General features: G+C 62.3%; 23 protein-coding genes and 1 tRNA gene. 16 read left to right on the top strand and 8 right to left on the bottom strand.

Features of this window, described 5'->3' with window-relative positions:
* Window positions 1–32: 32 nt before the first annotated feature.
* Window positions 33–347 (top strand): hypothetical protein, encoded by a 315-nt coding sequence (locus tag ACW4DH_RS03015; protein WP_459634861.1) that lies wholly within the window; start codon window positions 33–35, stop codon window positions 345–347.
* Between the two features lie 407 nt (window positions 348–754).
* Window positions 755–1,153 (top strand): hypothetical protein, encoded by a 399-nt coding sequence (locus ACW4DH_RS03010; RefSeq protein WP_459634860.1) that lies wholly within the window; start codon window positions 755–757, stop codon window positions 1,151–1,153.
* Window positions 1,154–1,403: 250 nt separating this feature from the next.
* On the opposite strand, the gene ACW4DH_RS03005 is transcribed toward ACW4DH_RS03010, so the two are convergent.
* Window positions 1,404–1,480 (bottom strand) — tRNA-Arg (locus ACW4DH_RS03005).
* 186 nt (window positions 1,481–1,666) lie between these two features.
* Between ACW4DH_RS03005 and ACW4DH_RS03000 the strand changes: the two genes are divergently transcribed.
* Window positions 1,667–2,446 carry a methyltransferase domain-containing protein gene (locus tag ACW4DH_RS03000; RefSeq protein ID WP_459634859.1) on the top strand — a complete coding sequence of 260 codons (780 nt, stop codon included), beginning with the start codon at window positions 1,667–1,669 and terminating at the stop codon, window positions 2,444–2,446.
* Between the two features lie 142 nt (window positions 2,447–2,588).
* Window positions 2,589–3,575, top strand: a complete 987-nt coding sequence (locus ACW4DH_RS02995) for a methyltransferase (protein ID WP_459634858.1) — start codon at window positions 2,589–2,591, stop codon at window positions 3,573–3,575.
* Between the two features lie 5 nt (window positions 3,576–3,580).
* On the opposite strand, the gene greB is transcribed toward ACW4DH_RS02995, so the two are convergent.
* Window positions 3,581–4,111 (bottom strand): transcription elongation factor GreB, encoded by a 531-nt coding sequence (greB, locus tag ACW4DH_RS02990; RefSeq protein ID WP_459634857.1) that lies wholly within the window; start codon window positions 4,109–4,111, stop codon window positions 3,581–3,583.
* Window positions 4,112–4,309: 198 nt separating this feature from the next.
* Between greB and ACW4DH_RS02985 the strand changes: the two genes are divergently transcribed.
* The 6 genes from ACW4DH_RS02985 (at window position 4,310) to cysN (ending at window position 9,623) form a co-directional block, all read left to right on the top strand.
* Window positions 4,310–4,942: a hypothetical protein gene (locus tag ACW4DH_RS02985; protein ID WP_459634856.1), complete on the top strand. Its 633-nt coding sequence runs from the start codon at window positions 4,310–4,312 to the stop codon at window positions 4,940–4,942.
* A gap of 141 nt (window positions 4,943–5,083) precedes the next feature.
* Entirely contained in the window at window positions 5,084–5,716 is a 633-nt protein-coding gene (locus ACW4DH_RS02980; RefSeq protein ID WP_459634855.1) for an NUDIX domain-containing protein, read from the top strand.
* A 4-nt stretch (window positions 5,717–5,720) separates the two neighbouring features.
* The gene (locus tag ACW4DH_RS02975) at window positions 5,721–6,167 is read left to right on the top strand and encodes a DUF1249 domain-containing protein (protein ID WP_459634854.1); all 447 of its coding nucleotides are present in this window, start codon (window positions 5,721–5,723) and stop codon (window positions 6,165–6,167) included.
* Between the two features lie 157 nt (window positions 6,168–6,324).
* Window positions 6,325–7,047 (top strand): metallophosphoesterase, encoded by a 723-nt coding sequence (locus tag ACW4DH_RS02970; RefSeq protein ID WP_459634853.1) that lies wholly within the window; start codon window positions 6,325–6,327, stop codon window positions 7,045–7,047.
* Window positions 7,048–7,260: 213 nt separating this feature from the next.
* Complete coding sequence (gene cysD / locus ACW4DH_RS02965) at window positions 7,261–8,172, top strand: sulfate adenylyltransferase subunit CysD (RefSeq protein WP_459634936.1); 912 nt, start codon at window positions 7,261–7,263, stop codon at window positions 8,170–8,172.
* On the top strand, window positions 8,172–9,623 hold the full coding sequence (gene cysN, locus ACW4DH_RS02960; protein WP_459634852.1) for a sulfate adenylyltransferase subunit CysN: 1,452 nt from the start codon (window positions 8,172–8,174) through the stop codon (window positions 9,621–9,623). Before cysD ends, cysN begins: the two co-directional genes overlap by 1 nt.
* Before the next feature lie 204 nt (window positions 9,624–9,827).
* Here the strand turns inward: cysN and ACW4DH_RS02955 are convergent, their stop codons facing one another.
* The 5 genes from ACW4DH_RS02955 to cmoA all read right to left on the bottom strand — a co-directional run bounded on the left by ACW4DH_RS02955 (window position 9,828) and on the right by cmoA (window position 13,413).
* Window positions 9,828–10,877, bottom strand: coding sequence for a ChuX/HutX family heme-like substrate-binding protein (locus ACW4DH_RS02955; protein WP_459634851.1), 1,050 nt, complete (start codon window positions 10,875–10,877; stop codon window positions 9,828–9,830).
* A 23-nt stretch (window positions 10,878–10,900) separates the two neighbouring features.
* Window positions 10,901–11,140 (bottom strand): hypothetical protein, encoded by a 240-nt coding sequence (locus tag ACW4DH_RS02950; RefSeq protein WP_459634850.1) that lies wholly within the window; start codon window positions 11,138–11,140, stop codon window positions 10,901–10,903.
* Window positions 11,141–11,228: 88 nt separating this feature from the next.
* Complete coding sequence (gene hemP / locus ACW4DH_RS02945) at window positions 11,229–11,354, bottom strand: hemin uptake protein HemP (protein ID WP_459634849.1); 126 nt, start codon at window positions 11,352–11,354, stop codon at window positions 11,229–11,231.
* Window positions 11,355–11,618: 264 nt separating this feature from the next.
* Window positions 11,619–12,605, bottom strand: a complete 987-nt coding sequence (cmoB, locus tag ACW4DH_RS02940; RefSeq protein ID WP_459634848.1) for a tRNA 5-methoxyuridine(34)/uridine 5-oxyacetic acid(34) synthase CmoB — start codon at window positions 12,603–12,605, stop codon at window positions 11,619–11,621.
* The gene (gene cmoA, locus ACW4DH_RS02935) at window positions 12,598–13,413 is read right to left on the bottom strand and encodes a carboxy-S-adenosyl-L-methionine synthase CmoA (RefSeq protein ID WP_459634847.1); all 816 of its coding nucleotides are present in this window, start codon (window positions 13,411–13,413) and stop codon (window positions 12,598–12,600) included. Before cmoA ends, cmoB begins: the two co-directional genes overlap by 8 nt.
* Window positions 13,414–13,646: 233 nt before the next feature.
* Here cmoA and pgi point away from each other — a divergent pair, with 233 nt between their 5' ends.
* From pgi to ACW4DH_RS02905, 6 genes are all read left to right on the top strand, one after another.
* Complete coding sequence (pgi, locus tag ACW4DH_RS02930; RefSeq protein WP_459634846.1) at window positions 13,647–15,332, top strand: glucose-6-phosphate isomerase; 1,686 nt, start codon at window positions 13,647–13,649, stop codon at window positions 15,330–15,332.
* A 29-nt stretch (window positions 15,333–15,361) separates the two neighbouring features.
* Window positions 15,362–16,033, top strand: coding sequence for a YqiA/YcfP family alpha/beta fold hydrolase (locus tag ACW4DH_RS02925; protein ID WP_459634845.1), 672 nt, complete (start codon window positions 15,362–15,364; stop codon window positions 16,031–16,033).
* Between the two features lie 135 nt (window positions 16,034–16,168).
* Window positions 16,169–18,049 carry a DNA topoisomerase IV subunit B gene (parE, locus tag ACW4DH_RS02920; RefSeq protein ID WP_459634844.1) on the top strand — a complete coding sequence of 627 codons (1,881 nt, stop codon included), beginning with the start codon at window positions 16,169–16,171 and terminating at the stop codon, window positions 18,047–18,049.
* A gap of 308 nt (window positions 18,050–18,357) precedes the next feature.
* Window positions 18,358–20,631 (top strand): DNA topoisomerase IV subunit A, encoded by a 2,274-nt coding sequence (gene parC / locus ACW4DH_RS02915; RefSeq protein ID WP_459634843.1) that lies wholly within the window; start codon window positions 18,358–18,360, stop codon window positions 20,629–20,631.
* A 33-nt stretch (window positions 20,632–20,664) separates the two neighbouring features.
* On the top strand, window positions 20,665–21,882 hold the full coding sequence (serB, locus tag ACW4DH_RS02910; protein ID WP_459634842.1) for a phosphoserine phosphatase SerB: 1,218 nt from the start codon (window positions 20,665–20,667) through the stop codon (window positions 21,880–21,882).
* A gap of 224 nt (window positions 21,883–22,106) precedes the next feature.
* On the top strand, window positions 22,107–23,810 hold the full coding sequence (locus ACW4DH_RS02905; protein WP_459634841.1) for an HD domain-containing phosphohydrolase: 1,704 nt from the start codon (window positions 22,107–22,109) through the stop codon (window positions 23,808–23,810).
* A gap of 19 nt (window positions 23,811–23,829) precedes the next feature.
* Here ACW4DH_RS02905 and ACW4DH_RS02900 read toward each other — a convergent pair whose 3' ends face one another.
* Window positions 23,830–24,822, bottom strand: coding sequence for a helix-turn-helix transcriptional regulator (locus ACW4DH_RS02900; RefSeq protein WP_459634840.1), 993 nt, complete (start codon window positions 24,820–24,822; stop codon window positions 23,830–23,832).
* Between the last annotated feature and the right edge of the window lie 16 nt (window positions 24,823–24,838).

Below are 24,838 nucleotides of genomic sequence, written 5' to 3'. Positions count from 1 at the left end.
CCATTCGCCGACTGTGAACTGGCCCCCAATCGTTGGACGGTTCATCCAGCCAGCGCGCGGGCTCAGCCAACGGCAACCTGGACGGCGGTGTCATCAGCGATGTGGGCGATACGCTGTCGATGGCGGGGCGGCGTTGGCGGATGGGCAAGGCTGGTATGGACATGTTCAAACGGGCCCTGCCGATGGTGCAGTACATCCTGATCATGGCCGTGGTGATCTGTCTGCCGTTCGTCATGACGGTTTCCGGCTACTCGATCAAGGTGGCTGGCACAGCGACCTTCGGGCTCCAAGCGCTGCTACGAAAGGGAAGTCCTGAAATCAAATTGGGGGCTAGTCCCCCAATTTAAGCCTCTTTCATAGTACCGGGTCTATCTGGTCCCGCAGCATGAGCCCCATCTTCGATGACCCAAGAATCATATATTTGAGCTGGTTCCTCAGCATTAGACTCCTGGCCAAAGTTCGCAGCCGCGCTGGCCACCGCTCCAGCCAAACCAGCAGTACCTGCCACCTTCCCTGTGATCTTCAGTAGATCGAGGGATAACCTGCCGGTAGCACGACGGCCTTTGGGAGTCAAAAGATCGGATAATTTCACGTGTACTCCTCCCATATTACTTTTACTCAATATAAGCAGGTAAACGACCCTGGATCGGCTACTGACATCAGGAGGCGGCGTGGGAACGGATCGAATAAGATTCAAAAGCCACGGCCTCGGCCAGATGATTCGCTACACCTACTGATCACTACGAGTACATCAATGTCTATTTCTCGTTGGTACATAGTGGCAGCGCTCTGGCTGCCACTTTTAACTGCCTGCCAGTCAGCACCCTTGGATGAGCCCGATTCCGGTTTCTCTTTCGAGGGACACGATAGTCGCTTTGCACTGAGGTCCGAGTGTGCTGAAAATGTAGAACTGCGCCCAGATATCAACGGGAAGCCGTATGTAATTTTCGATATGGTCGAAACCCCTGAGTGCTTCGGCAAGTTCGATAGCTGGATTCATGGCCAAGTGGGGAAAAAGATCTCCTTGCAGCTTGATGGTGAACCAGTGACTCGCCCCCTCAAGGTGTTTTCTCCGGTAGGCCCCAACCACATCAGGATCATTACTGATAGCCAAGCGATGCTCCTGCGTGTGTTTACCTACCTGTCTCAGTGATACCTCCGTCAATGGAGGGTCCGGATTACGCAACTTATCATGCTGGGTAGCTAACGCCCGCCTGGCTATCCCTCGAGGGAAAGGGAAAAGGACCAATCCAAAGGGTATGAAGGGAAGGGTAAGTAAGGAAGGGGGGTATCCGGGTATTTAGAAGACTTGGAGGGCGATTTACATCTAGTGTCCGAAGGACAATGAAAGGAAGCGGTAAATAGGAAAGGAAGAGAGGGAGCCGCTTAACGGTAGCTTCATCTGGTGCCCCCATCAGGATTCGAACCTGAGACCTGCCCCTTAGGAGGGGGCCGCTCTATCCAGCTGAGCTATGGGGGCCTGTAGCGGATGGCGGACAGTATAAAGCGCTGATGGATCAAGATAAACCCGTAGGGTATGGCGCATTGTGCGTGGAGTACCGTCCCGTGTCCACGGGCAATGGCGTGTGGCTGGCGTCGGCCTGCGAGGCTGGAGCGGCGGGGTGGAGGGCGCTAGACTGGCAGGCTTTCAACTGGGAGCGGTGCCTTGAGTCATAGTGATCGCGTCTTCGATGGTCTGGCCGAGAAATTCGCAGCCAGCCTGTATGGCGCTGCCCGCGGCGAGTTGCGTTTGGTACTGCTGGACCATCTGCTGCCCCGTACGTTGCCGCTCACCGGACAGCCGGTACTGGATGTCGGCGGCGGTCTGGGCCAGATGAGCGTCTGGTTGTCGCGGCGCGGCCACGCGGTGACGCTCGCCGAACCCTCTTCCGACATGCTGGAACGGGCTCGTGTCGTGCTGGCCGGGGATAGGCATGACGCCGACGGCAGCGTACGCCTGCTGCAAGCTCCGCTGCAGGCACTGTCCGTTGACGCTCCCGGCCCTTGGCCATTGATCTTCTGCCATGCAGTACTCGAATGGCTGGGTGATCCGCGTGCGGCCATCGCTGCGTTGGCGGCGCTGCTCGCTCCCGGCGGGCACCTTTCGCTGATGGTGTTCAATCGCGATGCGCTGCGCTTTTCCAACATCGTCAAGGGCAATCTGAACAAGGCGCTCGACGACCGCCTCGAAGGGACCGGCAAGCGCCAGCGGCTGACGCCGATCTCGCCGCTGACTCACGAGCAGATCAGCGGCTGGTTGCGTGAAGAAGGATTGCAGATCGAGCATGTCGCCGGCATTCGCGTATTCCACGATTATCTACGCGAACGTGAGCCGGACGCTGCGACCTTGAAGCAGCTCTTCGAGCTTGAACGTCGTTATTGCGACACCGAGCCTTACTGGCGATTGGGACGCTATCTGCTGTACAGCATCCATAAGCCCGCTTGATGGTAGGCACATCGCGTTCTGGCGATGTTTTGGACGCAAGTCGAAGCGGCTGATCAAAGAGGATAGGTGATGCCGCTCAAGGTGGGCTTTTACGGCCGGGCCTGTATCATCCGTGCGGAACATATAGCTTGCGAGTCTCGCCATGAATGCTGTAACGCCCCCCTGTCAGCTGCTCGAACGCCAGAGCGAGGAATATTGCGATTGGCTGTGGGTCGCACCGCCGCGTGACGCCTGGCTGGAATCCGGGACCGGACGCTTGTGGAGTGCCGACTATGGCATCTGCGACATCTGGCGTGCCGGGGGGCATGTTGTGCATGATTCGCTGACGCCGGCTCTGGGCTCGCCACCGGGAGCGGTGCTGTTCTGGCCCAAGAGTCATGCCTTGGGCGAGTGGTGGCTACTGGCGCTGTGCGCTTACCTTCCCGAGGGGACTCGGCTGCAGGTGGTAGGCGAGAATCAGGGCGGCATCAAGCGTGCGTCGAAAACCCTGGCGGCGCTGGGCCTTGCCTGTCGCAAACTCGACAGCGCACGCCGGTGCACATTATTCGAGACCCGGACGCAGCCGGTGACGCAGAGCCCCGAATCGCTCTGGACCCGTTTCGAAGCGGCCGGTGTGGTGCTGGCCAGCCATCCCGGCGTGTTCGGGCACGGCAAGCTCGACGAAGGTACCCAACTGTTGCTCGAGCAACTGGCAGGGACGCTGAAAGGCACGGAGTCGGTGCTTGACGTAGGCTGCGGCGACGGTGTCATCAGCGTGAACCTGGCGCGGCGCGGCCATCAAATGACGGCCACCGACGTCAGTGCCTTTGCCTGCGAAGCCACGCAGCGCAGTCTAGGGCTCAATGGAGTGACAGGGTCGGTCTGTCAGGGCGATGTCTACTCTGCGACACCGGGTGTTTTCGATGCCATCGTCAGCAATCCGCCGTTTCATCAGGAGCGGGCCATCGATTACGCGCCGGCGGGACGCCTGATTCGCGAGGCGCCGGCGCATCTCAGGCCCGGCGGCAGCCTGACGCTGGTCGCCAACGCCTTTCTGCCGTATCCGGACCTGCTCGAGGCAAGTTTCGGCGAATTCCGCATTCTCGCCGACAACCGCCGTTTTCGGGTGTACCACGCCATCAGGCGCTGACCGGTTCACTCGCGATAGACGATCGCGGTGATGATGTAGGTAGTCTCCCCGCCGGGAGCCGTCACCGTCACTTCGTCATCCAGCGTCTTGCCAAGCAGGGCTTTCGCCAAGGGCGCGTCGACACTGATCCAGCGTTTAGAGGTGTCGGTTTCGTCGTGGCCAACGATGCGAATCGCCATCTCCTCACCGTCCTCGTCCTCCAGAGTGACGAAGGCGCCGAAGTAGACCCGGCCCTGATCCGCCGGCAGACGATCGACGACCTGCAGCTCGTCGAGGCGCTTGCCCAGGTAACGAATCCGGGCGATGACCCGATTGAGTTCTTTCTTGTTGTAGGTGTAATCGGCGTTCTCGCTGCGATCCCCGAGCGCGGCGGCTTCACCGACCTTGGCCGAGAGCTCTGGACGGCGCACGCGGGCCAGATGGTCGTGAATCCCCCGGAGTCGTGCGTAACCCTCGGGGGTAATCAGATCGCTCTTCTTTTCCTGGCGCGGATCCTTGGCCGGGTCGCGCCAGCGGGTCATGTTGCGGCCTTTCATGGGGTGTTCCTGTCGCGCGTGGCAAAGCCGTTACCCTACGCAAGGCGGGGGGCTAGGCCAAGCGCTTTGGTCCTTTCCGCGCTGTCGTATCCGGTCTTCGCCGAAAGCCACATGGAGAATGATTCAAACGTTCGTTACATTCTGGGTGGACGCGGTATCGCCGCGGAGGCAAATAACAATTCTCGAAGGAGAGTCACCATGATGATCCGCCGTACCCTGCTCGTGGCCGGACTCAGTCTGGCATTGAACGGTTCCGTGCTGGCCCAGTCGGCCCAGGACGCGGTCTATCCGTTGATGCAGCGCTGGGGCAATGTCGAATACCAGATGCAAGGTGATGCCCAGGAGAAGGCATTAGCCAGCCTGAGCGAAGAGGCCAAGCAGTTGGCCGCAGCCTATCCCGACAATGCCCAGGTGCTGACCGCCGAAGGCGTCGTGCTGGCGTCCCTGGCCAAGGCCAAGGGCGGACTGGGGGCGCTCGATCTCGCCAAGCAGGCCCGCGCCGCGCTTGAGCGCGCCATCGAGATCGATCCCCAGGGCGACAACGGTTCCGCCTATGTGACGCTGGCGGCGCTGTATGACCGCGCTCCGGGCTGGCCGGTGGCGTTCGGGGATGACGACAAGGCCGGCGAACTGTTCCAGCGCGCCATGGAGATTCGCCCCAACGGTATCGATACCAACTACTATTATGCCACTTACCTGGAATCCGAAGGGCGTTCCAACGAGGCGCGAGAGCATGCCCGGCAGGCAGTGGATGGCGAAGCACGCCCTGGACGTCGCTCCGATGAAGCGCTGCGTGAGCAGGCGCGCGCCCTGCTCAACGAGCTGCAGTAACGCCGCTGACGACGCCAATGCACGTGGCGCCTGGGCTGGCCGTTCGACGCTGGCCTAATGCAGCCTGATGGTTGGAATTGCCTGCCCGGGCCGGGATAATAGACTACTTTGTGTTGTCGAACCGGACGGTCAGGAGGCCCCATGGATCAGGATGTTGTCGCGCCTCATCAGCCTCGCTTTGGGGCGCAGGATGTCGAGCGTCTCGAGACCGAGACGCTTTATACGGGGTTTTTTCGTCTGGAAAAGCGCCATCTGCGCCATCGCCTGTTCAATGGCGGATGGAGCGAGCCGCTGGAGCGCGAGGTGCATGTCCGCCATGATGCCGTGGGGGTACTGCTCTATGACCCCGAGCGTGACGCGGTGGTACTGATCGAACAGATTCGCGCCGGTGCGCTCGACGACCCTCGCGGCCCTTGGAAGCTGGAGTTGGTGGCCGGGCTGGTCGAGCAGGGTGAATCGCCTGCAGAGGTGGCGCATCGGGAAGCTATGGAAGAGGCGGGCTGTCGCATTCGCGAGCTGATCGAACTGCACCGTTACTATCCCAGCCCCGGTGCCTGCGATGAACAAGTCACGCTGTTCTGCGGGCTGATCGATAGTGCAGGCATGGGAGGTGTGTACGGACTCGAAGAGGAGCAGGAAGATATTCTAGTGCACGTCATGCCGTATCAAGCCGCCTGGGAGCTTCTGGAAGCCGGAAGACTCGACAATGCCATGGCCCTGATCGGGTTCTTGTGGCTGGCCCGAGAACGGGCATCACTGCGTGCAAGGAGATAACTCTATGGCGAAAACAGCCTATGTCACCGATTTAAAGAGCCTGCAGGCGGAGTGCGCGATCAACTACCTGCGGCTGAACCAGCTGCTTGGCGACCTGAAAGCTGGCGAGGTGCGTGAAGTACCGTTGTCCGGCAGTCGGTCGCGTTTCGGTACGCTGTGCCTGGAAGTGACCGAACGTGCCCCCTATACCACTATGGTGCGTGTTTCCCAGAGTGGCGTGCTTGATGGCATCATCGAGACGCCCCGCATGAAGGTGCATCTTTATCACGATGTGCGCATGGCGGAAGTCACCGATTTTCAGCGTCAGCGTCATTTCAACGGACGCTATCGCTATCCCAACCCGCGTATGCATCAGCCGGACGAAAAGCTCCAGCTCAACCGTTTTCTCGGCGAGTGGCTGGAGCACGGCTTGGCGCATGGCCATGCGCTGGATGTGCCGGAACTGCCTTGATCCGCCGCGTCGGAAGTGCCAACGGCATGCAGGCAAGACGTACGACACAGAAAACGAGACATAACATGCTGTTAGGCGAGTTTAGACCAGGCTGGCGCCTCCGCATCGTTCAACACCGCCATGCCTTCGTGCAGGCCGTATCGGGAGTCATCGCCTGATGCGCCTGATCCAGATTACCGACTGCCATCTCCATGCCGATCCCGAGGCGCAGTCGCGCAAGGGGTTTCCCCTGCGCCAACTCGACGCCGTGATCGAGCGGGCTCGGCAACTGCGTCCCGACATGGTGCTGGTGAGTGGTGATGTCAGCCAGGATGAGACGCCGGCCTCCTATCGGCATGCCAGCCAAGCGTTGACGCATCTGGAGTGTCCCTGGTTCTGGTTTGCCGGCAATCACGACCATCCCGAGTGCATGCAGGAATTGCAGCCTTTCCACGACGAGCTCGACCTGGGCGAGTGGCGGCTGCTGATCCTTGATTCGCGGATCGCCGGACAGGATGGCGGCGAGCTGGGGCAGACCCAGCTGCAGGATCTGGCCTGGCGGCTGGAGGAGGACGAGCGCCCTGTGCTGCTGGCCATGCATCATCCTCCTGTGGAGATCGGGTCGCGTTGGATGGATAGCATCGGACTCGCCGACCGCGATGCCTTGTGGCAGACGCTGGCGGCGTATGGGCAGGTCAAGGCCATCCTGTGTGGGCATATTCATCAGGCATTTGCCGCTCGCCAAGGCACGGTGGCGGTCTATGGCTGTCCGTCGACTTCCGATCAGTTTCTGAGCGGTTCCGCCGAGTTCGCGGTGGATGAGGCGTCGCGCGTGGGGTTTCGCGTCGTGGATCTGAGCGGTGAAACGCTGGAGACCTGGGTGGAGCGGGTCGATCTATAGACGCGGCAATGACTTATATCCTGAAGGACTAAAAAGATAGTTGTTAATTCTTTGACGTTATCACCTCTCCCTCGGTAACGTGTCCCTCATTATTGTTGCGTCTCTGTTCATCAAGGCATTCATCGACGCGCATCATTGCGTATCCACGTCCGTCCCTGCAGTCCTGACAAGACTCGGCCGGGACGCATTTTCATGAGAGGTTGTCCGACCGCGATGCTTTCTCCCGAACGACAGACTCACCTCAAGCAGCTCGAAGCGGAATCGATTCATATCATTCGCGAGGTGGCTGCCGAGTTTCGTAATCCGGTGATGTTGTATTCCATCGGCAAGGATTCCTCGGTCATGCTGCACCTGGCGCGCAAGGCGTTCTACCCGGGCACGCCGCCGTTTCCGCTGATGCACGTCAACACCACCTGGAAATTCCGCGAGATGATCGAATTCCGCAACCGCATGGCGGCGGAAGTCGGCATGGAACTCATCGAGCACATCAACGAGGAAGGCCGTGCGGCCAACATCAATCCCTTCGAGCACGGCAGTTCCAAGTACACCGATATCATGAAGACCACGGCGCTCAAGCAGGCGCTGGACAAGTACGGTTTCGATGCCGCCTTCGGCGGGGCGCGCCGCGACGAGGAGGCCTCGCGGGCCAAGGAGCGCGTCTACTCGTTCCGCGACCGCTATCACCGCTGGGACCCCAAGAATCAGCGCCCCGAGCTGTGGAGCCTGTATAACGGCAAGGTCAACAAGGGCGAATCGATCCGCGTCTTCCCGCTCTCCAACTGGACCGAGCTGGATATCTGGCAATACATCTATCTCGAGTCGATTCCCATCGTCCCGCTGTATTACGCCGCCAAGCGCCCGGTGGTCGAGCGTGACGGCATGCAGATCATGGTCGATGACGAGCGCCTGCCGCTCGAAGAGGGCGAAGTCCCGCAGGAGAAATCGGTACGCTTTCGCACGCTGGGCTGCTACCCGCTCACCGGCGCGGTGGAGTCGGAGGCCGCCACACTGCCCGAGATCATCCAGGAGATGCTACTGACGCGTACCAGCGAACGTTCGGGCCGTGCCATCGATCACGACCAGGCCGGCAGCATGGAGCGCAAGAAGCGCGAGGGGTATTTCTAATGGCGCACCAATCGAACCTGATCGCCGAAAATATCGAGCAGTACCTGAAGGAACATGAGAACAAGGACCTGCTGCGCTTCATTACCTGCGGCAGTGTCGATGACGGCAAGTCGACCTTGATCGGTCGGCTGCTGCACGACTCCAAGATGATCTACGAGGATCAGCTGGCCGCCCTGACCAGAGACTCGCGCAAAAGCGGGACCACCGGTGACAAGGTCGACCTGGCGCTGCTGGTCGACGGCCTGCAGTCCGAGCGCGAGCAGGGCATCACCATTGACGTGGCGTATCGCTTCTTCTCCACCGACAAGCGTAAATTCATCATCGCCGATACGCCGGGGCACGAGCAGTACACCCGCAACATGGCCACCGGGGCGTCCACCGCGAGTCTGGCGGTGATTCTGATCGATGCGCGCTACGGCGTGCAGACCCAGACGCGCCGGCACAGCTTCATCGCCGATCTGTTGGGGATCCAGCACCTGGTAATCGCGGTCAACAAGATGGACCTGGTCGAGTTTTCCGAGCAGCGCTACGACGAGATTGTCGCCGAGTATCGCCAGTTTGCCGAGAAGCTCGATGCGCGCGATATCCGCTTCGTGCCGATGTCGGCGTTGGAGGGCGACAACGTCGTCAACCGCAGCGTTCACACCCCCTGGTATCAGGTAGAGGGGGAGCCGGGGCCGGCACTGCTTGAATTGCTCGAGAGCGTCGAGATCGAGCGCGACAAGAACTTCTCCGATCTGCGTTTTCCGGTGCAGTACGTCAACCGTCCCAATCTCGATTTCCGCGGCTACTGCGGCACGCTCGAGGCGGGGCTCCTGCGCCCTGGGCAGGCCGTCAAGGCGCTGCCCTCCGGCAAGACCAGCAAGATCGAGCGCATCGTCACCTTCGATGGCGACCTGCAGACGGCAGCGCCCGGCCAGGCGGTGACCGTGACCCTCGAAGACGAAATCGATATCTCGCGCGGCGACTGGCTGGTCGCGGCGGGCGATGACGTGGCGCTGGCGCATACTCTGGAAGCCGATATCGTGTGGATGCACGAGAACGCGCTCGAGCCCGGCAAGCTCTACGACATCAAGCTGGCGACTCGCGATCTGTCCGGTCAGGTGTTCGCTATCGACTATCAGTTCGACGTCAACACGCTGGAGCACAATCCGGCCGAGCGGCTCACGCTCAATGCTATCGGCCGTTGCCGTCTGGAGCTGACCGCCGAGGTGCCGGTGGATAATTATCGCACCAGCCCGGGTACCGGCAGCTTCATCATCATCGACCGGCTGAGTAACGTCACCGTAGGGGCGGGAATGGTGCGCGGCGTCGCCGAAGGTGAGGGCGGGCAGTACCGCGGCCGCGGCGAAGTGGACTGGCAAGCCTTCGAGCTGGAGCTCAACGCCTTGATCCGTAAGCATTTCCCGCATTGGGAGGCCAAGGACGTGCGCGAACTGCTCAAGCGCTAGCCGACACGACAATGCCTGTTTCGACGCCCCGGCCAACACGCGTTGCCGGGGCGTCGTTGTGTCCGGCAGTGGAGTCCCGAAAGGGGCCGTGGCTCGACAAGAGCCTCTACGGCGCCAGCGTCAAGAGCGCCGCATCGACATTGGCAAATGCAAATGCCGCTAATGGCAGCCAACAGCTCACCGTCACCCTGATCAGCGTGCCCCTCACGCCGCCGCCTCGCGTTCATCGAGTTGACGCAGCAGCTCACGCCATTCGGAGCGCTCGGCTTGACCTTCGCGCCGTTCGGCGTAGACCTGCAGGATCAATTCGCCCTCGGCGTCGAAGGCCTCCAGGCTGGTCACACCACCCTCGCGGTTAGGCTTGTGTACCTGCCATACTTCGGCGATCGCCGCATCCTCGAGGTGCAGGGTGAACGCCTCGCCGAACAAGCTGAGCCCGTCTCGCTCACGTTGGGGCGTGGGCACGCAACCACTGCGTATCTGTACACAGCCGGAGCTGGCAACGAACAGCATCAGCGGAATCGCGCGCTCCGCGGCTTGGGTCAGCGCGCGCTCGAGTGCCGTGATGACGAGGCCGCGCGTGTAGCGGCCGTTCATTAGCGCGTTGGCTTCGTTGCGGCGCAGACCGTGACGTTTGAGCAGCGCGAAGAATTGATGCACATCACTCATCGCCATCCAGTCGCTGGCGAGGCCGGGGGAACTGGGCAGAGGGCGCGTCACCGGCTTGGCCAGTTGAGTGAAGGCGGGTCTGCGCTCATTGCCCGATGCCTCCAGCGATTGCCACGCCTTGAGTGGCCAGGGCTCCCGCGAGAAAAGCTTGTGCACGGCATGGCCATGGCGGTCGAAGATCTGGATGCTGAGCCGCTCGCCGCTGCCGTTAGTCAAACGGTCGCGAATCAGGCAGGCCCAGTGCCAATGCGAAAAGTGTAGGCGCAGATCCAGGCCGCCCGGGGCGAACATCAGGCCGGTCTGTGACGAGCCCTCCAAGCTAGGATAGTGTCCCTCCTGTTCCAGCACCGCGTGGCCCGAGCGGGTCAGCGCCTTGACGCGCCCCAGTTGTTGAAAGCGCGCGGCGAGCGCGTGAAATGCCAGAGGAAGAGTGACGGCATCGCGTCCCAGACGCGATGCCTGAAGCTCACCTTCGCTGACCGCCAGGCGCTTGGCGACGTCGATGGCGGGGAGCCGGGGGTGGCTGTCGCGGGTGGCGTCGAAGGCCTCGAGAATGGCCTGTTGGGTCTGGGGGAGAGAGTGCATCGGCTGGCTCCTCGGTGATGAAATCACCATTGCATGCTGAGACGGGCGAGCAGATTGCGCCGTTGCCGAGATGCTGTCGTGGCGGTACCAAGCCTTGCCGGCGAAGGGGCGTAACTGACATCGCCGATCAATGGTTTGCGCAAGGGATCTGCCGGTGCGCAGGTGCCGGTGGTCCGCAAGGGCATCAGCGTTTCCTGCGGAGTGTCGTCGCGGGTGTCCTGGCCCAGCATCAGGGTGTCGGTGCAACTCAGTGCTCGCTTCATGTTCCTGAAGTTCCCTTATCATGCGTGTTACCCAGGAGATGGCGGCTGGCTGGGTGTCGAAGGCTACCTGGCGGGCCTTGGCATCGCTTTAAGACGTCAGGATCAATTTGCCGTTACGGGTTTCACGCAGCTGATAGCGTTTGCCGTGATGCTCGATGATCAGCTCCCCCCGTGCGTCGAGCAGCGCACGGCTGTCGACACGGTTGTTGCGCACTGCGAGGGTGCGTTGGAGAGCCTCGCTGGGCGCTGGCGAGGCGGGGGATGCATATCCATGACAATGGCCTCAAATGATTCTTTGTATCAAACAATAATAATTTTTATTTATTTTATGTGGCACGTCAAGCGACGACCCATACGATCCAGTATGCGCCACGCGAGAACGCGATAGTGAGACGAGGCAGGCGGTAACGGTAGCGACGAAAACGTCGCTACCGTGGAATACGCTGAAGCGTGAAGTAGAGGTGAGCGCTTGGCGGAGTCAGGGTTTTTTGGCGACGAGCACGGCACGCCGTGGGGCGGGGTAGCCTTCGCAGGTCAATGAGCGATCCTGTGGATCGAGAAAGTCGGCCAGCGACTGGAAGGTCATCCACTGCGTGGTACGCTGCTCCTCCAGCGAGGTCGGCCCCTCATCCACCACACGAACGTCTTCGAAACCGCAGCGCGCAAGCCAATGACTGAGGGCGCCCGAGGAGGGCAGGAAGTAGACGTTGGGCATGGCCGCGTAGCGCTCGCCGGGCATGAACACGGTCGTTGCGTCGCCTTCCACCACCAGCGTTTCCAGTACCAGTTCGCCTCCCGGACGTAGCGCGTCTTTTAGCTGCAACAGATGATCCAGCGGCGAAGGGCGATGATAGAGCACGCCCATGGAGAATACCGTGTCGAAGGCGGCGAGCTTCTCGGGGACGTTTTCGATGCCGACCGGCAGGAAATGGGTGCGGTATCCATCGGCGTCGCCGATGAAATGGCGCAGCGCCTGAAACTGGTAGTAAAAACGTGGCGAGGGGTCGATCACCAGGACGAATGCCGCGCCGGCGCCGGCCATGCGCCAGGCGTGATAACCGCTGCCACCGCCGACATCGAGCACGCGACGCCCGCGCAGCTCGGACAGGTGCGGGGCGACCCGCTGCCATTTCCAGTCGGAGCGCCACTCGGTATCGATGTCGATGCCGCCAAGCCGGTAGGGGCCCTTGCGCCAGGGCATCAACGCGCGCAGCAGATTCTCGCTGCGCCGATGTTCGGCGGCCGTCAAGGCGACATCGACGGTGACAGTGTCGCGATCCAGATGCACACGGCGCGCCTCGGGCAGGTGGGGCAGCTTGGCTACCGCCTTCTCCCACGCCGGCAGGTCGCCGTGGCGTTTACGGTCGAGCCCGCGCGCGAGCTGCTCGGGCAACTGCGCCAGCCATCTGTCCAGGCCCTGATCGACGAAGGCGTGATAGAGACGGCGCTGGGCATCGTCAGTCATCGACGCATACCTCATCCGGTGAAATCCCGCGAGACCGGGCGTCCCTAGACTGGGCGTCCCTGGACCGGGCGTCCTTGAATGCGATCATCGAGGCGAAGTTGAGATACTGGAACCAGGTGGTGCTGCGCGAGAAGCCGGCGCGAGCCAAGCGAGCATGATGGTTCTCGAGCGTATCGGGGACCAGCACGTTCTCCAGGGCATCGCGTTTCTGGCTGATTTCCAGATCGCTGTAGCCATTGGCGCGCTTGAAGTCGTGGTAGCGTTCCACCAACCAGGCATTTTCCTGCTCGTCAGCCGCGACGATCTTTTCGGAGAGCACCAGTACACCGCCGGGTTCCAGGGCATCGTAAAGTTGCTGGATGACGGTGTCGCGATCCGCAGGGGCGAGAAACTGTAACGTGAAGTTGAGAACGATCATGCCCGAGGGGCGGTATGCCAGTTGGCGGATGTCGCCCTGTTCGATGGTCATGGCGTGCTCGGGATATTCCTCGGCCAGGACCGCTCGGGCACGCTCGACCATGGCGGGGGAAAGGTCCACGCCCGTCAGGGTAAAGGCCTCGGGAGAGAGCCGCTGGGCCAGGGCCAGGCCCACGGCGCCGAGCGAACAGCCCAGATCGTAGACATGGGCGCCATGCCGGAGATGACGCGAGGCTATGACGCCGAGCATGCCGAGAATCTGGCCGTAGCCCGGTACCGAGCGACGAATCATGTCGGGGAAGCAGGCTACGACCTGCTCGTCGAAGGAGAAGCTCGCGACTCGATCCAGGGGTGTCGAAAAGAGCGCGTCACGGTAAGATGCGTTACTCATGGAAGCCGGTTTCGTATCGGTGGGGCAGCCGTGGCAGGGCCGGGGGCTGCCTGACTGCGAAAGAGGCCGCTATTCTACGCACCCAGGCGCAGGCTTGCATCTGCTCGCGGGTATCGTCTCGGAAATGTATCTCACCGGGACACTACGGCTACGAACGTAGATGACGAACCGAAGCGTACGTGGCATGGTAAGAATTCAGGGATGACTTTTCGAGCCAATCAAGGAGAGAGTTGATGAACCGTCCTTCGTTAATTAACCAGCATCCGGCCTGGCAGGCATTGGAGGCTCATGCCGGGGAAATGCGCGATGTACACCTGGCGGACCTGTTCGCCGAAGGAGACGGGCGCCACGCGCACTTTTCCCATCGTGCCGCGGGCCTGAGCATCGACCTTTCCAAGCACCGCTGGCGGCCGCGTACGCTGGAGTTGCTGCTCGAGGTGGCCCGGGCCGCGGACGTGCCCGGAGCGATAAAGCGTTTACTCGGCGGCGAGCGGGTCAACCTCTCCGAGAATCGTCCGGCGCTGCATACCGCCTTGCGCTTGCCCGAGGATGCCCGCCTCGAGGTCGAGGGCGAAGATGTCGTTCCCGCTGTGCATGCCACGCTTGCACATATGGAAACCATGGTCGAGAAGATGCATGCCGGCCAGTGGCGCGGCGCCACCGGCAAGGCGATTACCGACGTGGTCAACCTCGGCGTCGGGGGGTCGGATCTCGGGCCGCTCATGGTGACTCATGCGTTGGCCGATTATCGCCCACGCGATATTCATCCCATCGAGGTTCACTTTGCCTCGACCATGGATGGCTCTCAGCTCGTCGATTGTCTGGCGCGTCTCAATCCTGAAACGACGTTGTTCATTCTGTCCTCCAAGTCCTTCACGACCATCGATACGCTTTCCAATGCCGGTACGGCACGGGACTGGTTGATGACGCGGCTGGTCCATGACCCCGACGAGCCCGCCGAGTACGATCAGGCGCTGGTCATGCGTCAGCATTTCATCGGTGTCTCGGCCAGCCCCGAGAAGATGAGCGAATGGGGCATCAGCGAGGTCAATCAGCTGGAGTTCTGGGAATGGGTCGGTGGACGCTATTCGCTATGGGGGGCGATTGGTTTGCCGATCGCCCTGGCCGTGGGCATGGCGAACTTCCGTGCGCTGCTGGCCGGGGCACACGCCATGGACCGCCATTTTCGCGAAGCGGCGCTGGAGGAAAACCTGCCGGTGCTGCTGGCGCTGGCGGGCATCTGGAACAATAACTTCCTGGATATCCGTGCTCATTCCATCCTGCCTTACGATGGTCGGCTCGAGTACTTCGCCAGTTATCTCGAACAGCTGGAGATGGAGTCCAACGGTAAATCGACCACTAATTCAGGTGAGGATACCCCCTACTCGACGTGTCCGGTGCTGTGGGGACAACTGGGCCCCAATGCCCAGCACGCCTTCTACCAGCTGCTGCATCAGGGAACCCAGCCGGTGGAGTGCGACTTCATCGCGCCGATGCGCCGCTACGACCGGGTCGAGGATGACGCCACGCGAGGGCACCTCAAGGCGCAGCATCGCCTGACCCTGGCCAACTGCTTCGCACAGTCGCGGGTGCTGATGTTGGGAGACGAGGCGATCAATGAAGAGGGGCCGCGCCCCAGCCACAAGCGATACCGGGGCAATCAGCCTTCCACCACATTGCTGCTCGACCGTCTGACGCCGACCACGTTGGGGGCGCTGATTGCGCTTTACGAACACAAGGTCTTCGTGCAGGCGACTATCTGGGACATTAACCCGTTCGACCAGTGGGGCGTGGAACTGGGCAAGAAGATCGCCACCGAGACGGAGCAGATACTCGCTTCGCATCGCGGACTCGAAACCCTCGACGACTCCAGCCGTGGGCTGATCGAGTCGGTGTGGGAAGCCCAGGAACGTCCTTGAATACTGGTTATTGATACAGGTTTTGCGTTATGCTGAGGGCCGACTCGCAGCCGGTGACGCCGGTATCGCATGTGCTTTACCTGCATGGGTTCAACAGCGGAGCGACGTCACTCAAGGCGCAGCTGGTGCAGCGGGCATGCCGGGCGCTGTCAGCGTATGCCGGCGACTCGCCAGACGTTACGGCACTGCAGTTGCCTCACCGTCCCCAGGCGGCCATGAACGCCATAGAAACGGCATTGGCAACGCTGGGGCGGGACACGCTAGTCATCGGTAGCTCCATGGGCGGTTTTCTCGCCACCTGTCTGGTCGAGCGGCATGGATTGCGTGGCGTGTTGATCAACCCGGCGGTACGCCCGGCGCGATTGGTCAGCGAGTGGCTGGGGGCCTGCATGGTGAACGACTATACCGGCGAGCGTTTCGTGATTGGCACGGAGCATGCCGAGGAACTGGAAGCGCTCACGCCCCACGGTATCACCCAGCCTGAGCGTTATCTGGTACTGTTGGGCAGCGCGGACGAAACCCTCGACAGTCGCGATGCCCTGCAGGCCTACGCAGGTTGTCGGACCATCATCCACCCCGGCGGCGATCACGGATTCAGTGCTCTCGCGCGCTACCTGCCGGCGGTTCTGGCCCATGGCGGCCATTATCTGCCGGTAGCGCGCGTCCCCGGCGGCGAAGATGCTACTGCGTACCATGGTTGAGCGGCATATGCCGGGATAAGCTGCGAGCATGCAAGGATCAGGATCCTTCGTCGCCCGAGTGCGTCGGAGGATGTATCCACTCGGGACGCCGCATCGAATGCCGCATCGAATGACAGTTACCACTCTGGATGACGCATGACGCAATACAGTGCCAGCTCCATCGAGGTCCTCTCCGGCCTCGAGCCGGTGCGCAAGCGCCCCGGCATGTACACCGATACCACGCGACCCAATCACCTGGCCCAAGAGGTTATCGACAACAGTGTCGATGAAGCGCTGGCCGGTCATGCGCGCGAAATTCGCGTGCGGCTGCTTGACGATGGCGGCATCGAGGTCAGCGACGATGGGCGCGGTATGCCCATCGACATTCATCCCGAGCACGGGGTGTCGGGGATCGAGCTGATCCTGACCCGGCTGCACGCCGGCGGCAAGTTTTCCCAGACGAGTTACCGCTTCTCGGGCGGGCTGCACGGTGTGGGCGTGTCGGTCGTCAACGCCCTGTCGCGCCGGCTCGAGGTCGAGGTATGCCGTGAGGGGCAGCGCTACGCCATCGCCTTCGAGAAAGGCGACAAGGTCGAGGAGCTGTCGGTTATCGGCAGCTGCCCCAAGCGGACCACGGGAACGATGGTGCGCTTCTGGCCCGAGGAACACTATTTCGACAGTCCCAAGCTCTCCTTGCTGCGCCTGAAACATCTGCTGCGCGCCAAGGCGGTGCTGTGTCCTGGACTTAAAGTCGTGCTCACCGAGACCGACGGTGCAGAGAGCGAATGGCAATACGAGGCGGGACTGCGCGACTATCTGGCCCAGGCCACCGATGGCTTCGAAGTGCTGCCGGCATCGCCGTTTACCGGCCACTTCGAGGATGAGGAACAGGGAGTGGATTGGGCCATCCAGTGGCTACCGGAAGGCGGTGAACCGGTGACGGAATCCTACGTCAACCTGATTCCCACGACGCTGGGAGGCACGCATGTCAATGGCCTGCGTTCCGGCCTGCTGGAAGCGCTGCGCGAGTTCTGCGAGTTTCGCAGCCTGCTGCCGCGCGGCGTCAAGTTGACCCCCGACGATCTATGGGAGCGGGTCTCCTTCGTCCTCTCGGTGAAGATGCTCGACCCGCAATTCGCCGGTCAGACCAAGGAGCGCCTGTCGTCGCGTACCGTGGCGGGATTCGTTTCCGGCGTGGTCAAGGACGCCTTCTCGCTGTGGCTGAATCATCATGTCGACCAAGCCGAAGCCTTGGCCGAGATGGTGATCAACGCCGCCCAGCGCCGCCAGAAGAGTGCCAAGAAGGTGGTGCGCAAGAAGGTGACGGCAGGCCCGGCCCTGCCCGGCAAGTTGGCCGACTGCTCGGGGCAGGATCCGGTGGCCAGCGAGCTGTTTCTGGTCGAAGGGGACAGCGCCGGCGGCAGTGCCAAGCAGGCCCGCGATCGCGAGACCCAGGCGATCCTGCCGCTGCGCGGCAAGATCCTCAATACTTGGGAAGTCGACTCCCACGATATCTTCGGTTCCCAGGAAGTGCATGACATCGCCGTGGCCATCGGCATGGACCCGGGCAGCGACGATTTCTCCAAGCTGCGCTATCACAAGCTGTGCATTCTCGCCGATGCCGACTCCGACGGGCTGCATATCGCCACCTTGCTGTGCGCACTGTTCGTGCGGCATTTCCCGGCGCTGGTCGATGCCGGCCACGTATTTGTCGCCATGCCGCCGCTGTATCGCATCGATCTCGGCAAGGAGGTCTACTATGCGCTCGACGAGAGCGAGAAGGCCGCGACGCTCAAGCGTCTGGAGGGCAAGCGTGGCACTCCCAACGTCCAGCGTTTCAAGGGGTTGGGGGAGATGAGCCCGCTGCAACTGCGTGAAACCACCATGGCCCGCGATACGCGGCGTCTGGTGCAGCTGACGCGCGAGGAAGGCGACGGCACGCTGGAATTGATGGATATGCTGCTGGCCAAGAAGCGCTCCGCCGACCGTAAGACCTGGCTCGAAGACTATGGAAACCTTGCCGATATCGAGGTTTGAGTGAATGCGTCTTTCTACGCTCGGCCAGGCGGCATTAACCGCTGCGCTCGGACGCAAACTCGGGCCGAATACTCATTGCGAACAGTAAACCCGTGTGCGAGTCCAATCCGTCTGCCGCACAGCGACTGCCTGCCCTGGCCTTCGCTCGGCGCGGCGTTGCGATTAACGGACTCCCGCCAAGCTGAGAGTGGGTGAGCGATGCCCAGGCAGAAATCGCCGAGAACGGCGTTTACATCGCGTAAATGCGTCCTTTGAGGCGATTTTCGATAACGCATGAGTGAGCGCAGCCACTTTCTTAAGGTGCATTAATGACCATGGATATCCATGTCGCAGAGGGCGACGTCGAACGTCTGTCGCTCCGCGAATATACCGAGAAGGCGTACCTCGATTATTCGATGTACGTCATCCTCGACCGTGCCTTACCGCATATCGGCGATGGCATGAAGCCGGTGCAGCGGCGCATCATCTATGCCATGCGCGAACTGGCGCTGAACGCCAATGCCAAGTACAAGAAGTCGGCGCGTACCGTCGGCGACGTGCTGGGCAAGTTTCACCCGCATGGTGACAGCGCCTGCTACGAGGCGATGGTGTTGATGGCGCAGCCGTTCAGCTATCGTTATCCGCTGGTCGATGGACAGGGCAACTGGGGCAGTCCCGACGACCCCAAGTCGTTTGCGGCGATGCGCTACACCGAGGCGCGGTTGTCGAAGTTTTCCGAGGCGCTGCTGGCCGAGCTGGGACAGGGCACCGTCGACTGGATGCCCAACTTCGATGGCACCATGAACGAACCGGCGGTATTGCCGGCACGGCTGCCACATGTGCTGCTCAACGGGGCCACCGGTATCGCGGTGGGCATGGCCACCGACATTCCCCCGCATAACGTCAACGAGGTGGTCGAGGCGACCTGTCACCTGCTGCGTCATCCCGATGCCACGGTAAGCGACCTGATCAAGCATGTGCCGGCGCCTGATTTTCCCACCGAAGCGGAAATCATCACGCCGCGCGCCGACCTGAGAAAGCTCTACGAGAGTGGACGCGGTTCGGTGAAGCTGCGCGCACGTTACGGTCTCGAAGACGGCAGCATCGTGGTCACCGCGCTGCCCTATCAGGTCAGCGGTTCCAAGGTGCTCGAGCAGATCGCCGCTCAGATGCAGGCCAAGAAACTGCCCATGGTCTCCGATCTACGTGACGAGTCGACCCATGAGACGCCGACCCGGCTGGTGATCGAGCCGCGCTCCAACCGCGTCGATGTCGAGGCGCTGATGGCGCATCTGTTCGCCACCACCGATCTCGAGAAGAACATCCGCGTCAATATCAACATCATCGGGCTCGATGGCCGTCCGCGGGTGATGTCACTGCCCGACATGCTCGGTGAATGGCTGGCATTCCGCCGTGCCACGGTGCGCCGGCGTCTCGAGCATCGTCTGGGCAAGGTCGAAGACCGGCTGCACCTCCTCGAAGGCCTGCTCACCGCCTATCTCAATATCGATGAAGTGATTCGCGTCATCCGCGAGGAGGACGCGCCCAAGGCAGCGCTGGTGGAGGCTTTCGGGCTCTCCGAACGCCAGGCCGAGGCGATTCTCGAGTTGCGTCTGCGCCACCTGGCCAAGCTCGAAGAGTTCAAGATCCGCGGCGAGCAGGACGAACTCATGGCCGAACGCGAGCGACTCCAGGAGCTGCTGGGCAACGAAGCCGCATTGACCGACCTGATCGAGGAGGAGCTGCGCGAGGCGGGACGTGAGCATGGCGATGCGCGGCGCTCTCAGATCATCGCACGCGAAGAGGCCAAGGCGCTCTCCGAAGTCGAATTGATGGGGGCCGACCCGGTCACCGTGGTGCTCTCCGAAAAGGGCTGGATTCGTAGCGCCAAAGGTCATGAGATCGATCCGGCCGGCCTGTCCTACAAGGCGGGCGACCGCTTCCATCTGGCCGCGCGCGGCAAGACCAATCAGCCGCTGGTACTGCTCGACGACAGTGGCCGCACCTACACGCTGGCGGCGCACAACCTGCCCAGCGCGCGTAGCCAGGGGGAGCCGATCACCGGACGCATCAATCCCGCCGCCGGGGCGCACATGATGGGCTTGATGCTGGCCTCGCCGGACACTCGCTTCCTGCTGGCCTCCGATGGTGGTTACGGTTTCGTGGTCCGGCTGGAGGAGCTGATCGGCAAGAACAAGTCGGGCAAGGCGGTGTTGTCGGTACCCAAGGGTTGCAATGTGCTGCCGCCGGTGGTGATTCCCTATCCCGATCAGGAGGATACGACGCTGCGGGTCGCCAGCGTTTCCAACGAGGGGCGCCTATTGATCTTCGGGCTCGAGCAGTTGCCGGCGATGGCCAAGGGCAAGGGCAACAAGATGCTTGATATCCCCGGAGCACGGGCCGCGAACCGCGAGGAGTTCGTGCGCGACGTGGTCCTGTTGGCACCGGGTGACACCTTGACCGTGTATGCGGGTAAGCGCAAGTTGGCGCTCAAGGCGGCCGACCTCGAATACTATGTGGGTGAACGTGGCCGGCGTGGCAGCAAGTTGCCGCGCGGCTTTCAGAAGGTCGACCGGCTCGAGGCCGAATCGACCGGGGGATAGTTCAATGACGACTGACGACGCTGGGATACCTTCATGACCCGACGCATTCTTATTCGCGCCACCGGCAATGCGCGTCCCGGCCAACTGGCCGGACTGGGACGCGCCCTGGCCCAGAGCGGCGCGCGCCTGCTCGATATCAATCAGAGCGTGACTTTTGGTATCGTGTCGCTCGAAGCGCTGGTGGGGCTCGAGCGCGAGGCCGATCTCGAAGCGGCGCTGAGCGAGGCCGGGGAGCGTCTGGGCCTGGATATTCAGGCGTTGCAGGTCAGCGCTGAGGAGTATCAGCGTTGGAGCACGCAGGCCGGCCGTCCGCGGCTGATCCTGACGCTACTGGCGCCACGCCTGCCGGCCGGCATCCTGGCCGAGGTCGGCGCCTTGACCGCCGAGCACGGCCTGACGGTGGAACTGATCCATCGGCTGTCGGGACGCGAGCCGCTGGACGGCGAAGTCACGCCACGTGGCGCCTGCGTCGAATGCTGGCTGCGCGGCGAGGAGATCGATCTCGAGCGCCTGCGCGAGAAAGCGCTGGCGTTGGGAGCGGTGCATGGCGTCGACATCGCTCTGCAGGAAGACTCCATCTGGCGCCGCCACCGGCGACTGATCTGCTTCGATATGGATTCCACCTTGATTCAGGCCGAAGTCATCGACGAGCTGGCGCGTCGCCATGGCGTGGGTCAGGAGGTGGCGGAAGTCACCGAGCGAGCCATGCGCGGCGAACTGGATTTCCAGCAGAGCTTTCGCGAGCGCATGAGCAAGCTCAAGGGGCTGGACGAGTCGGTGCTGGTCGAGATTGCCGAGAGCCTGCCACTGATGGACGGGGCCGAACGCCTGATGGCGCATCTCAAGCGGCTGGGGTATCGCACGGCGATTCTCTCCGGCGGTTTTACCTATTTCGCACGTTATCTGCAGGAAAGGCTGGGGTTCGACGAGGTGCATGCCAACGAGCTGATCATCCGCGATGGCAAGGTCACTGGAGAAGTGCAGGAGCCGATTCTTGATGCCGACCGCAAGGCCGCGCTGCTCCGGGAGATCGCGGGACGCGAAGGGTTGCGTCTGGAGCAGACCATCGCCGTGGGTGACGGAGCCAACGACCTCAAGATGCTCGCCGCTGCCGGACTGGGCATCGCCTTTCGCGCCAAGCCGCTGGTGCGCCAACAGGCACGCCAGTCGATTTCCACGCTGGGCCTGGATGCCGTGCTCTACTTGATCGGCTATCGCGAGGGCGATCTCGAAGCGGCGCACATGCCGTGAGGTTGGCAGAACCGGCTTCGTCTGGATCTCTTTTCCACCCCGGCAGCGCCGGGGTTTTTTTATGGTCTGCGCGATGCCCGCCGCTGGTAAACCGCTGAACGGGCAGTTAATTACGACTTCAGTCGGCGTGTTTTCTGCCGATAACCCCTATGAGTATCGCTATCCCACGACCGTATCCGCTTCTTTCTTCATCGCATCGAGAGGCCAGTATGCCGGAGCCAAGCATGTCTCCCACTGAAGTCAAACACCCCGGCGAACTGCTGTCGCTGCTGGAAGCCTTGTGCCAGCCGGGAGGCGCCAGCCTGTGCTTCGAGGAGGAGTCGGGCGTGCTGTGGCCGGCACTGCTGATGGACATCTCGCCGGGCGAGCGGCTGATCATCGATATCACGGCGACGCCGGAAATCGCCCAGCGCCTCAAGGCGGGGGCGGAATTCAGTCTGATCGGACAGGCGCACGGCGCCATGGTGCGAACGGCGACGCTGGTCGCCGGTGAGCGTATCGATGCGCCGTCCCGGGTACAGTTTCGTTGCGCCTATCCCCAGTCGGCCAATGTCGTGCATCGCCGCAATGCGTTTCGCGCCGAGCTCAAACCCGGCATGCAAGTCCGCGCCGACCTGTTCCTGCCTACCCAGGCCGAGGCGATACGCGGAGAATTGAAGAATCTGTCGCTGGGCGGCTGCATGCTGGAGGTCTCCTTGGCGCATGCCGTCCTGCTGAAGAACGCCCGTCATCCGGCGCGTCTGACGGCACACTTCCCGAATGGCCAGTCTCTCGAGGCGCAGGCGCACATTCGGCATGTGCGGACCAATAATGAATGGACGACGGCGTTGGCCGGGTGTGAGTTCGTCGGCGCCACGCCCAGCGTCGAGCGCCTGGTGTGGTATTTCGTCAAGGAGATCGAGCGGGAAAGTGCACGCAACGCACTGGCGGGGAGCAAGGCATTGTCGCCGTCCGCGTTGTTTCAGTCGGCCAACGATGCCTCGTCCAAGACGGCTGCGGAAGCTTCCGGGTCGGCTGCGCCGCTTGCCGGGGGCGCAATGACCAAACGGTTGGCCAAAGTGGCCGCCTACCTCAATGCGCAGCTGTTGCAGTTACAGGCAGGTGCGGCGATCGAACCGGCATTGCTGTCGCGCCAGAGCGATGCGTTATTGGCGTTGCTCCAGCAGGATCGTGAAGCCCTGCTGTATGCCACGGTGTGCCTGCCTCATCAGCCGGTCCTGATCCAACATTCGTTGGCGGTCGCGGTACGCCTGGCCGACCTAGGGCAGGCCCGACGCCTGGCGCCGGATGTTCTCAAGGCGCTCATCGCCTGCGCCCTGGTGCATGATCTGGGCAAGGCGTTGTTGCCCGAGGCGCTTGTCGCCAGTCCTACGCCGTTCTCCGCGGAGCAGCGTGCAGAGTTGCAGAAACACGTGGCATTGCTGCTGGCGCGTCTTGAAACATGTCGCTGGCTGGCCCCGGAAGTGGTCACGGCAGTCATCGGCATGGGCAACGAGCGTCTCGACGGTAGTGGCTACCCGCGGGCGGCCCAAGGAGAGCAACTCTCCGAACTGGCGCGGATGATGGCCGTCGTCGACGTGGCGGACGCCATGGCCCGCAAGCGTGCCGACCGGTCTGCCTGGTCGCTGATGGATATCTATCGTCATCTGCTGGGAGCCCCGGGACAGTTCGATAATGCCTGGGTGCAACGTTACATCAAGCGTTTCGGTACGGCGCCCATCGGCTCGCTGGCCAAGTATTCCAGCGGCACGCTGGCCTGGGTGCAGCGTCTGGATATTCGCGGGCAGCCCGCCCAGGTACGCGCGGTGATGAATGTGAACAATCGCGCGCGGCGCTTCGATCAGCGCCTCGACGAAGGGCAGATCGGTCAGTTGGGGCGCCTGGAGGGCGTGGTCGACGCGCATGAATTCGGCCTGGCACCGGTTTAAAGCCGCTCTGCGCCTGGTATTAACCCGCTCTGCGGCAGGCGCTGGGGTTTTCCCCGAATTGGCGCTTGAAGGCCGTGGCGAAATTGGCCGCGCTGGTATAGCCGGCGAGTGCCGCGGCGGTCTCCACGCTGATCCTGTCGTGACATAGCGCGTAGCGTGCCGCGTTCAGCCGGTGCTGGCGCAGATAGCGTCCCAGGCTGATGCCGAAGTGGGCGCGAAATTGTCGCTGCAGGCTGCTGTGGCTCATGCTGAGGCGCTCCGCCAGTTCTCCCTGCGTCAAACGCTCGGCTTCACCACTGTCAATCATCTCGCGCAGACGCTTCAAGCGTCGGCTCTCGTAGGCGCTTGGCCGGGCGCAGGCGGGTCCATCAGCCGCGTGTACCGCGGTCAGCGCTTCACTGACGAGCGACAGGGCGCACCCCTCGACTTGCAGCCGCTGCGCGAGACTGCCCGGAGATGCCGGCGAGGGTTCGAACAGCTCCCGGGCCAGCGCCTGCAGCGTCGGTGACGGCAGCCAGTTCGCCAGCGTCAGGTGCAGCTCGAGGCGCTTGCGGAGTTCTCTATCCATTTCGGAGGTCAGATGACGCTGCAGCCATTCGGGCGTGAGGGTGATCGTCAGGGTCCGTTCGTATCCACCGGCGCGCCCCTCCCGCCGGAAGGTCTCCGCTTCGTTCAACGAAACCAGCATGGCTTGCGACGCGGGACTCCCGGCGTTTTCCGGCCCCAGCGTGAGCCGGTGATGGCCGAACCTGACTCGGGCCTGTCCGGACAGGACCAGGGCCAGTTGGATGCCCGGTGATAGCTCGGCCTCGCTGAGCAGGTCATAGCGATCCCTGACATCCGCTAGCCTGATATACATGCCGGACTGGGGCTGGATCATGCGCATGCTGCCCTCGAGCAGGGGCGCGTGATGGTCCCAGTGCGGCGCATGCAGTTGGTGATGTGTCACGAGCGGTGATGCCATGGCGCGAAGCCGTTGCTGGTCGATTGTCGGCGAGGGGGTGGCAGACATGGGCGGACTCTTGTGT

The sequence above is a fragment of the Halomonas sp. WWR20 genome, assembly GCF_054602495.1.
The sequence above is the reverse complement of the archived record's forward strand: the minus strand, read 5'-3'. Positions and strand labels throughout refer to the sequence as shown.

Excerpts from the sequence above, each read along its gene's own strand:
- ACW4DH_RS02995 (WP_459634858.1), top strand. The coding sequence starts at position 2,589 with ATGAATGCTGTAACGCCCCCCTGTCAGCTGCTCGAACGCCAGAGCGAG.
- ACW4DH_RS02900 (WP_459634840.1), bottom strand. The coding sequence starts at position 24,822 with ATGTCTGCCACCCCCTCGCCGACAATCGACCAGCAACGGCTTCGCGCC.
- ACW4DH_RS02905 (WP_459634841.1), top strand. The coding sequence starts at position 22,107 with ATGTCTCCCACTGAAGTCAAACACCCCGGCGAACTGCTGTCGCTGCTG.
- ACW4DH_RS02950 (WP_459634850.1), bottom strand. The coding sequence starts at position 11,140 with ATGAAGCGAGCACTGAGTTGCACCGACACCCTGATGCTGGGCCAGGAC.
- ACW4DH_RS02985 (WP_459634856.1), top strand. The coding sequence starts at position 4,310 with ATGATGATCCGCCGTACCCTGCTCGTGGCCGGACTCAGTCTGGCATTG.
- ACW4DH_RS02955 (WP_459634851.1), bottom strand. The coding sequence starts at position 10,877 with ATGCACTCTCTCCCCCAGACCCAACAGGCCATTCTCGAGGCCTTCGAC.
- cysD (WP_459634936.1), top strand. The coding sequence starts at position 7,261 with ATGCTTTCTCCCGAACGACAGACTCACCTCAAGCAGCTCGAAGCGGAA.
- parE (WP_459634844.1), top strand. The coding sequence starts at position 16,169 with ATGACGCAATACAGTGCCAGCTCCATCGAGGTCCTCTCCGGCCTCGAG.
- cmoB (WP_459634848.1), bottom strand. The coding sequence starts at position 12,605 with ATGACTGACGATGCCCAGCGCCGTCTCTATCACGCCTTCGTCGATCAG.
- serB (WP_459634842.1), top strand. The coding sequence starts at position 20,665 with ATGACCCGACGCATTCTTATTCGCGCCACCGGCAATGCGCGTCCCGGC.
- ACW4DH_RS02925 (WP_459634845.1), top strand. The coding sequence starts at position 15,362 with ATGCTGAGGGCCGACTCGCAGCCGGTGACGCCGGTATCGCATGTGCTT.
- ACW4DH_RS02970 (WP_459634853.1), top strand. The coding sequence starts at position 6,325 with ATGCGCCTGATCCAGATTACCGACTGCCATCTCCATGCCGATCCCGAG.
- greB (WP_459634857.1), bottom strand. The coding sequence starts at position 4,111 with ATGAAAGGCCGCAACATGACCCGCTGGCGCGACCCGGCCAAGGATCCG.
- pgi (WP_459634846.1), top strand. The coding sequence starts at position 13,647 with ATGAACCGTCCTTCGTTAATTAACCAGCATCCGGCCTGGCAGGCATTG.
- parC (WP_459634843.1), top strand. The coding sequence starts at position 18,358 with ATGACCATGGATATCCATGTCGCAGAGGGCGACGTCGAACGTCTGTCG.
- ACW4DH_RS02980 (WP_459634855.1), top strand. The coding sequence starts at position 5,084 with ATGGATCAGGATGTTGTCGCGCCTCATCAGCCTCGCTTTGGGGCGCAG.
- ACW4DH_RS03010 (WP_459634860.1), top strand. The coding sequence starts at position 755 with ATGTCTATTTCTCGTTGGTACATAGTGGCAGCGCTCTGGCTGCCACTT.
- cmoA (WP_459634847.1), bottom strand. The coding sequence starts at position 13,413 with ATGAGTAACGCATCTTACCGTGACGCGCTCTTTTCGACACCCCTGGAT.
- ACW4DH_RS02975 (WP_459634854.1), top strand. The coding sequence starts at position 5,721 with ATGGCGAAAACAGCCTATGTCACCGATTTAAAGAGCCTGCAGGCGGAG.
- cysN (WP_459634852.1), top strand. The coding sequence starts at position 8,172 with ATGGCGCACCAATCGAACCTGATCGCCGAAAATATCGAGCAGTACCTG.